The organism is Streptococcus sp. 27098_8_51, from assembly GCF_041432205.1.
Lineage (GTDB): Bacteria > Bacillota > Bacilli > Lactobacillales > Streptococcaceae > Streptococcus.
On sequence record NZ_JAPVZE010000005.1, the window covers coordinates 60655 to 73761 of the forward strand.

Here is a 13107-nt window from a genome sequence, read left to right on the forward strand (position 1 = left end):
AGTAAAATTTCAAGTATTATTTGTAATTTTCTGAAAATTTTTTCAACATAAAGAAATCAGCCCTCTGGACTGATTTTTTTATGAATTCGCTTTATCCTCTTTAAAGATTTCTTTGAGGTAAGCATCGAAAACTTCTTCATCTGAAATCGTGTCTGAAATAAAGCTTCCATTGCTAGTACGTTCTGACAAGTTGAGGTCCTGCAATCGGCTTTCATAGATTGTTCCCTTGTTAGATTGAACAAGTAACGTTTGGTCGTTTTCTTCTACTTCTGTACTAAAGAGATCACCAACGAAACCTTGCTCTGCAACTGCTCCTGCCAAGAAGACACGATGCGGTTTGTTTTTCAACTCACGCAAGACTTGTAGGCCTCGTTTGGCACGGCTGGTCGCTGGAATTTCCTCAATGGAAACGCGTTTCAAGCTTCCACGCTGTGTCAAGAGATAGAAGGATGAGGTGTTACAGATAAAGGCAGCCTGAAGCGCATCATCTGCTTTCAGGTTCATAGCCTTGACACCTGCAGCTTTGGCACCAACAACCGGAACCTCTTCGATATTAAAACGAAGGGCATAACCATTTTGGCTAATCAAGAGTACATCATCCAGTTTGATTGGTGCTACTGCTACAATCTGGTCTGTCTTGTCTTTGAGCTTAGCATACTTAACAGACTTAGACTTGTAGGTCCGCCATGGAGAGAATTCTTTGCGTTCTACGCGTTTGATTTGACCAAGGCGAGTTGCTGCAAAGTAGGTAGTTGCATCATCAAACTGATCCACTACTTCTGCATAAATGATTTCTTCGTTGGTTTCAAAGTTTGTAATCGTTTGGCTCAGGTGCTCTCCGATATCCTTCCAACGAATATCTGCCAATTCATGGATTGGTCGATAAATGACATTTCCAAGAGTAGTGAACATCAAGAGGTGCTGGGTTGTCTTGGCAGTTTGTACAAAGATCAAACGATCATCATCACGCTTGCCAATTTCTTCCAGAGTAGATGCCGCAAAGGAACGTGGGCTAGTACGCTTGATATAGCCTGCCTTAGTTACGCTGACATAGGTATCTTCCTCGGCAATCAAACTAGCTGTGTCAATCTCAATCACTTTTGCTGTATCTTCCAAAGTACTCAAACGTGGTGTCGCAAATTTCTTCTTGACCTCACGAAGTTCTTTCTTCATGAGATTGTACATAGTCCGTTCATCACCGATGATAGCCGCAAGCATGGCAATCTTTTCACGCAATTCTGCTTCTTCTTCCTGCAAGACAACCACGTCTGTATTGGTCAAACGGTAAAGTTGTAAGGTCACGATGGCTTCTGCCTGCTCCTCAGTAAACTCATAGCTGATCTTGAGGTTTTCCTTAGCGTCAGCCTTGTTCTCAGAAGCACGGATAAGGGCAATGACTTCGTCCAAAATCGAAATCACGCGAATCAAACCTTCAACGATATGCAGACGTTTCTCAGCCTTTTCCTTGTCAAAGCGGGAACGTGCTAGAATCACTTCACGACGGTGGGCGATGTAGCTAGATAAGATTGGAATAATCCCAACCTGACGAGGGGTGAAATTGTCAATCGCCACCATGTTAAAGTTGTAGTTGATTTGCAAGTCAGTATATTTGAAGAGATAGTTGAGTACAAGCTCGGTATTCGCGTCTTTTTTAAGTTCAATAGCGATACGAAGACCGTCACGGTCAGACTCATCACGAACCTCGGCAATCCCAGCTACCTTGTTATTGACACGAACATCATCGATTTTCTTGACTAGATTAGCCTTATTGATTTCATAAGGAATCTCAGTGATAACGATTTGTTCCTTACCGCCTTTTAGCTTTTCAATCTCCGTCTTAGAACGAACAACCACGCGCCCTTTCCCAGTTTCATAAGCCTTCTTGATTTCATCACGCCCTTGGATGATAGCTCCTGTAGGGAAGTCTGGCCCAGGCAAGAATTCCATGAGTTTGTCCACCTTGGCTGTTGGGTGGTCAATCATGTAAACCGTCGCATCAATAACCTCAGCCAAATTATGCGGTGGAATGTCTGTAGCATAACCAGCTGAAATCCCAGTCGAACCATTGACCAAGAGGTTTGGAAAGGCTGCTGGCAAAACCGTCGGCTCTTTCTCGGTATCGTCAAAGTTCCAAGCAAAGGGAACTGTCTTCTTTTCGATATCTTGAAGAAGATAACCAGCAATCTCAGACAAACGAGCCTCGGTATAACGCATAGCCGCAGGCGGATCTCCGTCCATGGAACCGTTATTACCGTGCATTTCAACTAGAATCTCACGGTTTTTCCAGTCCTGAGACATACGAACCATGGCATCATAGATGGAAGAATCACCGTGTGGGTGAAAATTCCCCATGATGTTACCGACAGACTTGGCCGACTTACGGTAGCTCTTGTCAAAAGTATTGCCATCTTTATTCATTGAATAAAGAATACGACGCTGAACCGGCTTCAAGCCATCCCGAATGTCTGGCAAAGCCCGGTCTTGAATGATGTACTTGGAGTAGCGACCAAAGCGCTCTCCCATGATGTCCTCCAGGGACATGTTTTGAATGTTAGACATAGGATACTAAGCCCGTAAAATGCAAAGTGAAAATAGGAAATTATTGCAGTGAGCGATGCTCACAAGAGAATCTATCTTTTTCACACAGCATTTAGGGCGTGTTCAACTCCTTTCAAAGAATGTAGAGTGGTTTTTATAGAATAAGGGATAATTTACAGAAATTAGTTCCGTGTTCAGTTACTATATATAACTAAACTATCTTTTCTGTAGTTTAATCTTTTAAATTATATACTTTTATATACTTTATTTAGTTAGTGATTCGAAAGTCTCTCCTCAGCATACTCAATCATCTTCTCACCCACTTCTTTATCATAATCAAAGCCCATCTTGTTAGCAAGGGATTGAGCTTCTTGGTGGAAAAGTTTCATTGTTGCAAATAAAGACTGAGTGATTTTTTCTAAACTGGAGAAATCAAGCAGATTTGAGAATTGTTTCTCTTTCTCAGCAGGTAAATAGTTAAAGAGATACTTATAGTTCTTGCCGATATCGACTCTTCCCCTATCATTGGCTACCTGCCAAGCTAAGACCTTCAAGAGTTCTTGTTGACAAATACCATAAAGATGGTCAGTGGCATAGAGTAGTTGTTTACGACAGATTCCTTTGACTACGTAGGCTGACACCCACCAAAATTCATTGCAGGCTTTTTCAAAATCTGTCTGACTAGCGGGACTTGTCCAGTAACGTTGAGGACTTGGGAAATAGTGAACAAACAAGCCTTTCTCATCTTCTAAAACGGTGAATCCTGCCTCACTATCTACCCACTCTTGAATGTGGTCTTTGGGACAGAGGGTTAAATCAATCCGATTGCCATCTTCAAAGAGCATGAGATACAGATGGCGATGTTCAAGTACGTTATGTTGCTCAATGATGCGCTTGCCAAACTGATTCAACCAAGAAAGGTCACTTGTCAGATTATCAAAATCATCCACAATATAGACCACGTCGTAATCTTGAAACTCATCTTTTTGCACTTTTGTATCAGTCCGTGAACCAGACATGGCGACAGCCTCGACTTGTAACTTTTTAGCTGTTTTTAAAATCAAATTTAACATTTCTGAATTAATTATCCCTCCTCAGATTTTTGAAGCACTGGAAAAATATTCTTTTTGTTAAATCTATATATATAGTGATATTCTTCTTGATTAAACGTATACGATGAAACAGTATTTTTATTTATCTTAAATTCTAATGTTTCTTTATATAAATTTTTTGATAAATCATATAAAAGAATATCAATTGAAAAGTCAATTTGACTATAATCATAGGTATCAGAATATTTATCCATATAATCTATTTCATAATCATTAAAATTTGGAACACGAAATCGTAAGTATATCTTTCTCTTCTCACCTTTTTTTATAACAAGATAGTTATTTATTATTTTTTCTTTCAATTCCATTAATTTTATACTTTCTTTATTATAGTTCAAAATATAATCTTTAACTATGGCATTTCCTAACCCAACATTTTCCATCTCCAAACAAATAATAAGAGGTTCGGTTTTATCGAATGAATATCCCTTTTTATCCATTTCTAAATAATCAAAAGACATACTATGATGATTATTTAGAATATCATCATCTGTTTCTATTTTTTTTAAATTATAAATAATATACGGAAGAATTTCACGACGATGTTCAATTTTTTGCTGAAGTCTGTTATCTCTTAATGTCCAATAAATACCGAAAATACTGACAATTGAACTAACTATACTACCAAAATAACTTAGCCAATCCCCCTTTAGGGATGAAAATATTCCTATATCAAACCAGTCAATCAAAAAACATAATAAGCTAATTATAAAAAGAAAAATTAAAGAACAGACTATTATTAATTTTACTTTTTTTATCATTTTTTCTCACTTTTCAATTAATTTCATTCTATTTCTTTAAAAGATTTTTATCTCACTATTTTAAAAAATAACTTCCCCACTCTCTTCCAGCGTAAACTTGACATTATCTTCAATCCACTTGCGGCGTGGTTCGACTTTATCTCCCATAAGGACATTGACACGGCGTTCGGCGCGTGCAAGGTCTTCGATGGTAACACGGATAAGGGTACGCGTTTCTGGGTTCATGGTTGTTTCCCAGAGCTGGTCCGCATTCATCTCACCTAGACCTTTGTAGCGTTGGAGGGTAGCCCCTTTGCCGAATTGCTTGCGGAGTTCTTCTAGCTCTCCGTCCGTCCAAGCATAGGCCACTTCTTCCTTCTTGCCTTTTCCTTTGGACATCTTGTAAAGAGGCGGAAGGGCGATATAGACATGTCCTGCCTCGACTAGCGGACGCATGTAGCGGTAGAAAAAGGTTAAGAGCAAGGTTTGGATATGAGCACCGTCAGTATCCGCATCGGTCATGATAATGATCTTGTCATAGTTGGCATCTTCAAGGGAGAAGTCTGCTCCCACACCCGCACCAATGGTATAAATCATGGTATTGATTTCTTCATTTTTGAGGATATCCGCCATCTTGGCCTTGGCTGTATTGATGACCTTACCACGAAGAGGTAGGATAGCCTGGAACTTACGGTCACGGCCTTGTTTGGCAGAACCACCGGCAGAGTCTCCCTCGACCAGATAGAGTTCATTCTTAGCTGGATTTTTAGACTGGGCTGGGGTTAATTTACCAGAAAGCAAGCCCTTGTCTTTCTTGTTTTTCTTGCCATTTCGGCTCTCATCACGAGCCTTTCGTGCTGCTTCACGAGCGTCACGAGCCTTGATAGCCTTGCGAATAAGATTGGAAGCAAGTTCTCCATTTTCCATGAGGAAGAAGGTTAACTTATCAGCCACAATCCCGTCTACAACTGGACGAGCTAGTGGACTTCCAAGTTTGTCCTTGGTCTGTCCTTCAAACTGAAGGTGCTCTTCAGGAACCAGAATAGAAAGAACGGCAGCTAGTCCCTCACGATAATCTGAACCTTCTAGGTTTTTATCTTTTTCCTTGAGGAGCCCAGTCTTACGCGCGTAGTCATTCATAACCTTGGTAATGGCTGACTTGAGTCCTGTCTCGTGCGTTCCACCATCTTTAGTACGAACGTTATTGACAAAGGATAGAATGTTATCTGAGAATCCATCATTGTACTGGAGGGCAACTTCCACTTGGAAACCATTGTCTTCGCCTTCAAAGTATAGGACTGGCGTCAAGATTTCCTTGTCTTCATTGAGGTAAGAAACAAAGTCCTGTACCCCGTTCTCATAATGGAATTCGATTGCTTCATCTGTTCGCTTATCTGTCAAAGACAAGGTAACATTTTTTAAAAGAAAGGCTGACTCATTGAGTCGTTCTGAAATGGTATTGTACTTGAAGTCAGTCGTAGAAAAAATCGTCGCGTCAGGCATGAAAGTGACTTTGGTACCTGTCTTAGACTTGGGTGCTGTACCAATTTTTTTCAAGGTTGTAACAGGTTTTCCACCATTTTCAAAACGTTGCTTGTAGACTGTACCGTCACGAGTAATTTCAACTTCTAGCCAACTAGAAAGGGCATTAACGACTGAAGATCCCACTCCGTGGAGACCACCTGATGTCTTATAACCACCTTGACCGAATTTTCCTCCAGCGTGGAGAATGGTAAAGATAACTTCAACAGTTGGAATTCCCATGGCGTGCATCCCGGTTGGCATCCCACGACCATGGTCTTGAACAGTTAGACTGCCGTCCTTATTGATGGTCACATCAATGCGGTCACCAAATCCAGACAAAGCCTCATCGACTGCATTGTCCACAATTTCCCAGACTAGGTGATGGAGACCAGCACCGTCAGTCGATCCAATATACATCCCTGGACGTTTACGGACCGCATCCAACCCTTCTAGCACCTGAATGGCGTCATCATTGTAGTTATTAATATTGATTTCCTTTTTTGACACAAGGAACCTCCTATTTGTTCATCTTTTCTATTTTACAGGTTTTCTAGCGATTTTGCAAAGCTTTTCCCTTTCAGCTGTCACAATTTCACAGGATATTCTCTGACTTTCTATATCATTTCATGGTATAATAGTACTATGATGACATTTGTATTATTAATTTTAGCTTATCTGCTAGGTTCGATTCCGTCTGGTCTTTGGATTGGACAAATCTTCTTTCAAACAAATCTGCGTGAACATGGTTCTGGAAACACCGGAACAACCAATACTTTCCGAATTTTAGGTAAGAAAGCGGGTATGGCAACCTTTGTGATTGACTTCTTTAAAGGAACCTTGGCCACTCTCCTTCCAATCCTTTTCCACCTTCAAGGTGTATCACCTCTTATCTTTGGTCTTTTGGCTGTCATTGGACATACTTTCCCTATCTTTGCAGGATTTAAAGGGGGCAAAGCTGTCGCAACCAGTGCTGGAGTGATTTTCGGATTTGCGCCTGTTTTCTGTCTCTATCTAGCAATCGTATTCTTTGGAAGCCTCTATCTAGGTAGTATGATTTCACTGTCTAGCGTTACCGCTTCTATCGCAGCCGTTATCGGAGTTCTCCTATTTCCACTATTTGGTTTTATCCTAAACAGCTATGACCCTCTCTTCATTCTGATTATCCTAGCACTTGCTAGCTTGATTATCATTCGTCACAAGGATAATATCATACGTATCAAAAATAAAACTGAAAATCTTGTCCCTTGGGGATTGAACCTAACCCATCAAAATCCTAATAAATAAAACGCCAGTTTGAAACTGGCGTTTTTTTGTATGCTTATTTTGACTTGATGTAGTTGATCCCATCTGCCTTAGGCGCAACTGCTTTTCCAAAGAAGGCTGCCAAGACAAGAATGGTCAAGACATAAGGCGCGATTTGAAGGTAAACCGCTGGAACTCCTTGTAGGAAAGGTAATTGAGAACCGATAACTGCCAAACTTTGTGAAAGTCCAAAGAAAAGACTAGAAAGCATAGCACCAATTGGGTTCCATTTACCAAAGATCATCGCAGCAAGGGCGATAAATCCAGGACCGATAATAGTTGTCACTGAGAAGTTAACTGAAATGGATTGAGCATAAATTGCTCCCCCAATTCCACCTAGGAATCCTGAAATAATAACCCCAAGATATCGCATCTTGTAGACATTGATCCCCAAGGTATCCGCTGCCTGAGGGTGTTCACCAACAGAGCGAAGGCGAAGACCAAAACGTGTCTTAAAGAGAATAAACCATGCAAGGAATGAGAAGGCAATCGCGATATAACCTAGCAAACTTGTTGACTTGAAGAAGATATCTCCAATCACAGGGATATCAGCCAAAACTGGGAAATCAAAACGTCCGAAAGTCTGGCTTAAGTTATCCGTTTGCCCTTTGTTATAAAGAACTTTAACCAAGAAAACTGCTAGGGCAGGAGCCATCAAGTTCAATACTGTACCACTGACAACATGGTCTGCACGGAAATGAACTGTAGCGACGGCATGGATGAGGGAGAAAATAGCTCCCACGATACCAGCAACTAACAAGGAAATCCAAGGAGTCGCCGCTCCAAGTTGTTCTGCAAACTCAAGGTTAAAGACAACCCCAGAAAAGGCTCCCATAACCATAATTCCTTCAAGACCGACGTTAACGACACCACCACGTTCAGAGAAGACTCCTCCAATACTCGTAAAAATAAGTGGTGCTGAGTAAATCAGCATAGAAGAGACCAAGAGGGTGAGTAATGTTGTAATAGACATCCTTACTTACCTCCTTTAACTTGTTTTTTAGGTTTGACAAAGCGTTCGATAATGTAGTGAACGCTGACAAAGAAGATAATAGACGCTGTTACAATGCTAACAAGCTCAGACGGAACTTGCGCTGCGTTCATACCCGGTGCTCCTACTTGCAAAACTCCAAATAAGAAAGCTGCAAAGAGAATTCCAATTGGTGAATTTCCAGCAAGCAAACTAACTGCCATCCCGTTAAATCCGATAGCTAATGATGATCCCTGAACGTAAACGTTTTGGAAGGTTCCAAGACCTTCTACCGCCCCACCAAGACCAGCCAAGGCACCAGAGATAATCATTGATAGAATGATTGTACGTTTTGCTGAAATACCAGCGTACTCTGAAGCATGGGGATTAAGACCAACTGCACGAATTTCAAAACCGAGAGTCGTTTTCTTGAGCAAGAACCAAATCACAGCTACAGCAATGATTGCAAAGAAGATTCCAATATTCATACGGGAATTTCCAGTCAACTCTGATAACCATGGTGTCTGGTAAGTAGCATTGGCACTAACACGAATCGTTGAGTCTGTACTTTGCATAATATCTTTCGGAAAGGCATGAATAAAGGCATTTCCCACATACAATACAATGTAGTTCATCATGATGGTCACGATAACCTCTGACGTACCGAGATAGGCTCTGAGGATACCTGGAATCGCACCAACAATTCCACCTGCAATCAAAGCAATGATCACTGTTAATGGAATCAACACGAGACGAGGCATATCTGGATTTGACAAGGCAAACCAACCGCTGAGAATCCAGCCTGCCAAAGCCTGACCAGGAAGTCCAACGTTAAAGAAACCTGCTCGACTGGCAACTGCGAAACCAAGACCTATCAAGACAAGAGGACCCATGGCACGGAAAATTTCTCCAATCCCACGGAGACTACCAAAAGCTGTATAGAACAACTCCTCATAGCCCCAGATAGCGTCATATCCGAAGATCCACATGACAATGGCTCCGAGCAAGATTCCTAAGAATACGGAAATCAAGGGAACCGAAATTTGTTGTAATTTTTTAGACATCACTCTTCTCCTTTCCCAAGTTTCCACCTGCCATCAAGACACCAAGTTCTTGTTTGTTAGTCGTTTCTGGCGATACAATACCTTGAATCTTACCATCGTGAATAACAGCAATTCGGTCTGAGACATTTAAAATCTCATCCAATTCAAAGCTGACAACAAGGACAGCCTTCCCGTTATCACGTTCTTCAATCAAACGTTTGTGGATATATTCAATGGCACCGACATCCAAACCACGAGTTGGCTGGCTGACGATAAGGAGATCAGGATCACGATCAATCTCACGAGCGATAATCGCTTTTTGTTGATTTCCTCCTGAAAGAGCTGCTGCTGGAACAAACTCGCTTGCCGCACGGACGTCAAATTCTTCCATCAATTTCTTGGCATGTGAAGTGATATTGGCATAGTTCAAGATACCATTCTTGCTGAGTGGTTCTTTGTAGTAGGTTTGAAGAGCAATATTTTCTGAAATCATCATCTCCAAAATCAAGCCATCCCGGTGACGATCCTCAGGAACGTGCCCCACGCTTAGTTCTGTAATTTGTCGAGGATGCATTCCCACAATTGATTTGCCTTTTAATTCAACGCTACCTGACTCAATCTTACGAAGACCTGTAATGGCTTGAATGAGTTCAGATTGACCATTGCCATCAATACCTGCAATACCGACAATCTCACCAGCACGAACATCCAAAGAAAGATTCTTCACAGCTGGTACACCGCGGTTTTCATTGACAACCAAGTCTTTGATAGACAAGACCACTTCTTTGGGTTGTGGTGCCTGTTTTTCCGTTTTAAAGGAGACTGAGCGTCCAACCATCATTTCTGCCAAGTCCGCATTTGTTGCCCCTGCGATTTCAACTGTCTGGATTGATTTCCCACGACGGATAACCGTCACTCGATTCGATACCGCACGAATCTCATCCAGTTTATGGGTAATCAAAATGATAGACTTCCCTTCTTTGACAAGGTTTTTCATGATTGCCATCAACTCATCGATCTCTGAAGGAGTCAATACGGCTGTAGGTTCGTCAAAGATAAGGATATCAGCACCACGATAGAGTGTTTTCAAGATCTCTACACGTTGTTGGGCACCAACGGAAATATCCGCCACCTTAGCAGCAGGATCTACTGCCAAACCATAACGTTCAGAAAGAGCCTTGATTTCTTTAGTAGCACCAGCTATATCTAGAACACCATTTTTAGTGATTTCACTCCCTAAAATGATATTCTCAGCTACTGTAAAAGCCTCAACCAACATAAAATGTTGGTGAACCATCCCAATTCCAAGACCAGCGGCTTTAGATGGTGAGTCTAGTTTTACAACTTGACCATTCACCACAATTTCACCGCTCGTTGGTTCAAGAAGTCCTGCCAGCATATTCATCAGAGTGGATTTACCCGCTCCATTTTCTCCTAAAAGTGCATGGATTTCACCTTTTCGCAGTTGCAAGTTGATTTTGTCGTTTGCTACAAATTCACCAAACACCTTGGTAATATCCCGCATCTCAATGACATTTTCGTGTGCCATATGCTCTTCCTTTCAGAGGTTTATTTTATTTCAATAAAACCTGCTAATCACATTAACAAGCTCTATTGAGACAAAAATTGCCTCAATTCTTAAAGAAGCGACCGATGGCCGCTTCCTAAGAAATGACTTTTATCCATTATTTTTCAGGAACTTTTACGCTTCCGTCAAGGATCTTAGCTTTTGCATCTTCAACAGCTTTTTTACCTTCTTCTGAAAGGTTTGTTACTGCTAGCTCAACCCCTTTATCTTTCAATGAGTAAACAATCACTTGTCCACCAGGGAATTCACCTTTTTCTGTTTTGTTAGCAATATCTTTTACAGTTGTACCAACTTGTTTCAATGTAGATACAAGAACAAAGTTAGATTCTTTACCATCTTTAGAAGTGTATTTACCTTCTGCTGCTTGGTCACGGTCTACACCGATAACCCAAACTTTTTCGTCTTCATTTTTGTTTTCGTTCAATGATTTTGCTTCAGCAAAGACACCAGCACCTGTACCACCAGCTGCTTGGTAGACAACGTCTGCACCGGCAGCATATTGAGCTGCTGCAATTGTTTTACCTTTGGCAGCATCACCAAATGAACCAGCGTAGTCAACTTGGACTTTGATAGATGGGTCTACTGACTCAACACCAGCTTTGAATCCAGCTGCAAAACGTGAAATAACTTCAGATTCGATACCACCTACAAAACCAACTTGTTTTGTTTTCGTAGTTTTCGCTGCTGCAACACCAGCAAGGTAAGCTGCTTCATTATCCGCAAATCTTACGCTCGCAACATTCTTTTGACCTTCAATCACATCATCAATCAAGACATAGTTTAGGTCAGAGTGGTCTTTTGCTGCTTCCTCAACTGCATTGTGAAGTGCAAAACCAACACCGAAGATCAGGTTGTAACTTCCAGCCGCTTGTTGCAAGTTGTTAGCATAGTCTGCTTCGCTTGTTGATTGGAAGTAAGTATAACCTTTATCTTTAGAAAGATTGTGTTCTTTACCCCAGTCTTGCAAACCTTCCCAAGCTGATTGGTTAAATGATTTATCATCAACACCACCAGTATCTGTTACGATTGCTGCTTTGGTCTTCATTTCTGATGAAGATGAAGCTGCGTTACGAGAAGAGCGGTTACCACATGCAGCAAGTCCAACTGCTGCTACTGCAACTAGACCAAGGCCTAGCCATTGTTTCTTGTTCATTACTGAACCTCCTAAATAAGATGTGCAACGATGTTGCAAGTATGGATTGTTTGGTCACACAGACCACAGCCACTACAAGAGTGGCCCAGACTAATTTAAGTCTGTAAATGAGTATGGAAGTAACTCCCCGACCGTCATCTCGACCGTCGATTTATCTTTAGCGACTAAAGTCACTTTTAGATCTTGTTCAAAAAATTCAACCATGACCTGGCGGCAAGCACCACATGGCGAGATGGGTTTTTCAGTTTGTCCGTAGACAATCAATTCTGAAAACTCCCGTTGCCCCTCCGAAACTGCTTTAAAAATAGCAGTACGTTCTCCACAATTAGTCAAGGGATAGCTAGCATTCTCGATGTTCACACCCGTATAAATACTACCATCCTTGGCTACTAAAACAGCACCGATGGGAAAGTGAGAATAGGGGACATAGGCTTGTTTGCTGGTTTCAATTGCTAGTTCAATTAACTCAGTAGTCGCCATCTGCCAATTCTCCTTTTAAGATTGTTACACCAGCAGATGTTCCGATACGGGTAGCGCCTGCTTCCACAAAAGCGACAGCATCTGCATATGAACGAGCTCCACCAGCTGCCTTAACTCCCATATCTGGCCCGACTGTTTTACGCATCAACTGAACATCCTCAATAGTGGCACCACCAGTTGAAAATCCAGTTGATGTTTTGACAAAGTCAGCGCCTGCTTTCTGGGATAATTGGCAGGCCACAACTTTTTCATCGTCTGTCAACAAGCAAGCTTCAATAATGACCTTAACCAACTTGTCACCACTTGCTTCTACGACAGCACGGATGTCCGATTCAACCAAATCCAGATTGCCTGATTTGAGGGCACCAACATTGATAACCATATCAATCTCATCTGCACCATTTTGGACAGCTTCTTTTGTTTCAAAAGCTTTCACAGCTGAAGTTGTTGCTCCCAAAGGAAAACCTACTACTGTACAAACTTTTACATCTGAGCCTTCAAGCCCTGTTTTCGCATGTTTAACCCATGTGGGATTGACACAAACGCTGGCAAAGTCATACTCACGCGCTTCAGATAGCAAACGATCAATTTGTTCTTGACTTGCATCTTGCTTTAAAAGCGTATGATCAATATATTTATTTAACTTCATATTCGGAT

Annotated in this window: 11 protein-coding genes; 1 reads left to right on the forward strand and 10 read right to left on the reverse strand. The window is 41.5% G+C overall.

Going from position 1 to position 13107, the window contains the following annotated elements; translation table 11 throughout:
* Positions 1-78 precede the first annotated feature (78 nt).
* The 4 genes from parC to parE all read right to left on the reverse strand — a co-directional run bounded on the left by parC (position 79) and on the right by parE (position 6421).
* Entirely contained in the window at positions 79-2559 is a 2481-nt protein-coding gene (gene parC, locus O3622_RS05075; RefSeq protein WP_371607141.1) for a DNA topoisomerase IV subunit A, read from the reverse strand.
* A gap of 251 nt (positions 2560-2810) precedes the next feature.
* Positions 2811-3611, reverse strand: a complete 801-nt coding sequence (locus O3622_RS05080) for an aminoglycoside 6-adenylyltransferase (protein WP_371607142.1) — start codon at positions 3609-3611, stop codon at positions 2811-2813.
* Between the two features lie 11 nt (positions 3612-3622).
* Entirely contained in the window at positions 3623-4411 is a 789-nt protein-coding gene (locus O3622_RS05085; protein ID WP_371607143.1) for a hypothetical protein, read from the reverse strand.
* A 60-nt stretch (positions 4412-4471) separates the two neighbouring features.
* On the reverse strand, positions 4472-6421 hold the full coding sequence (parE, locus tag O3622_RS05090) for a DNA topoisomerase IV subunit B (protein ID WP_371607144.1): 1950 nt from the start codon (positions 6419-6421) through the stop codon (positions 4472-4474).
* 135 nt (positions 6422-6556) lie between these two features.
* Here parE and plsY point away from each other — a divergent pair, with 135 nt between their 5' ends.
* On the forward strand, positions 6557-7198 hold the full coding sequence (gene plsY / locus O3622_RS05095; RefSeq protein WP_371607145.1) for a glycerol-3-phosphate 1-O-acyltransferase PlsY: 642 nt from the start codon (positions 6557-6559) through the stop codon (positions 7196-7198).
* A gap of 34 nt (positions 7199-7232) precedes the next feature.
* On the opposite strand, the gene O3622_RS05100 is transcribed toward plsY, so the two are convergent.
* The 6 genes from O3622_RS05100 to deoC all read right to left on the reverse strand — a co-directional run bounded on the left by O3622_RS05100 (position 7233) and on the right by deoC (position 13099).
* Positions 7233-8189 (reverse strand): ABC transporter permease, encoded by a 957-nt coding sequence (locus O3622_RS05100; RefSeq protein WP_000029130.1) that lies wholly within the window; start codon positions 8187-8189, stop codon positions 7233-7235.
* 2 nt (positions 8190-8191) lie between these two features.
* The gene (locus O3622_RS05105) at positions 8192-9250 is read right to left on the reverse strand and encodes an ABC transporter permease (RefSeq protein ID WP_000038681.1); all 1059 of its coding nucleotides are present in this window, start codon (positions 9248-9250) and stop codon (positions 8192-8194) included.
* The gene (locus O3622_RS05110) at positions 9243-10778 is read right to left on the reverse strand and encodes an ABC transporter ATP-binding protein (RefSeq protein ID WP_000929832.1); all 1536 of its coding nucleotides are present in this window, start codon (positions 10776-10778) and stop codon (positions 9243-9245) included. The genes O3622_RS05105 and O3622_RS05110 overlap by 8 nt, the downstream gene beginning before the upstream one ends.
* 136 nt (positions 10779-10914) lie before the next feature.
* Positions 10915-11970 carry a BMP family protein gene (locus O3622_RS05115; protein WP_049477645.1) on the reverse strand — a complete coding sequence of 352 codons (1056 nt, stop codon included), beginning with the start codon at positions 11968-11970 and terminating at the stop codon, positions 10915-10917.
* 90 nt (positions 11971-12060) lie between these two features.
* Positions 12061-12450, reverse strand: coding sequence for a cytidine deaminase (locus O3622_RS05120; RefSeq protein WP_000246111.1), 390 nt, complete (start codon positions 12448-12450; stop codon positions 12061-12063).
* Positions 12437-13099 carry a deoxyribose-phosphate aldolase gene (gene deoC / locus O3622_RS05125; RefSeq protein WP_042769003.1) on the reverse strand — a complete coding sequence of 221 codons (663 nt, stop codon included), beginning with the start codon at positions 13097-13099 and terminating at the stop codon, positions 12437-12439. The genes O3622_RS05120 and deoC overlap by 14 nt, the downstream gene beginning before the upstream one ends.
* Positions 13100-13107 lie beyond the last annotated feature (8 nt).

Coding starts and splice junctions, on each gene's coding strand:
- O3622_RS05110 (WP_000929832.1), bottom strand. CDS start 10,778: ATGGCACACGAAAATGTCATTGAGATGCGGGATATTACCAAGGTGTTT.
- O3622_RS05080 (WP_371607142.1), bottom strand. CDS start 3,611: ATGTTAAATTTGATTTTAAAAACAGCTAAAAAGTTACAAGTCGAGGCT.
- O3622_RS05120 (WP_000246111.1), bottom strand. CDS start 12,450: ATGGCGACTACTGAGTTAATTGAACTAGCAATTGAAACCAGCAAACAA.
- O3622_RS05115 (WP_049477645.1), bottom strand. CDS start 11,970: ATGAACAAGAAACAATGGCTAGGCCTTGGTCTAGTTGCAGTAGCAGCA.
- O3622_RS05085 (WP_371607143.1), bottom strand. CDS start 4,411: ATGATAAAAAAAGTAAAATTAATAATAGTCTGTTCTTTAATTTTTCTT.
- parC (WP_371607141.1), bottom strand. CDS start 2,559: ATGTCTAACATTCAAAACATGTCCCTGGAGGACATCATGGGAGAGCGC.
- plsY (WP_371607145.1), top strand. CDS start 6,557: ATGATGACATTTGTATTATTAATTTTAGCTTATCTGCTAGGTTCGATT.
- O3622_RS05100 (WP_000029130.1), bottom strand. CDS start 8,189: ATGTCTATTACAACATTACTCACCCTCTTGGTCTCTTCTATGCTGATT.
- O3622_RS05105 (WP_000038681.1), bottom strand. CDS start 9,250: ATGTCTAAAAAATTACAACAAATTTCGGTTCCCTTGATTTCCGTATTC.
- deoC (WP_042769003.1), bottom strand. CDS start 13,099: ATGAAGTTAAATAAATATATTGATCATACGCTTTTAAAGCAAGATGCA.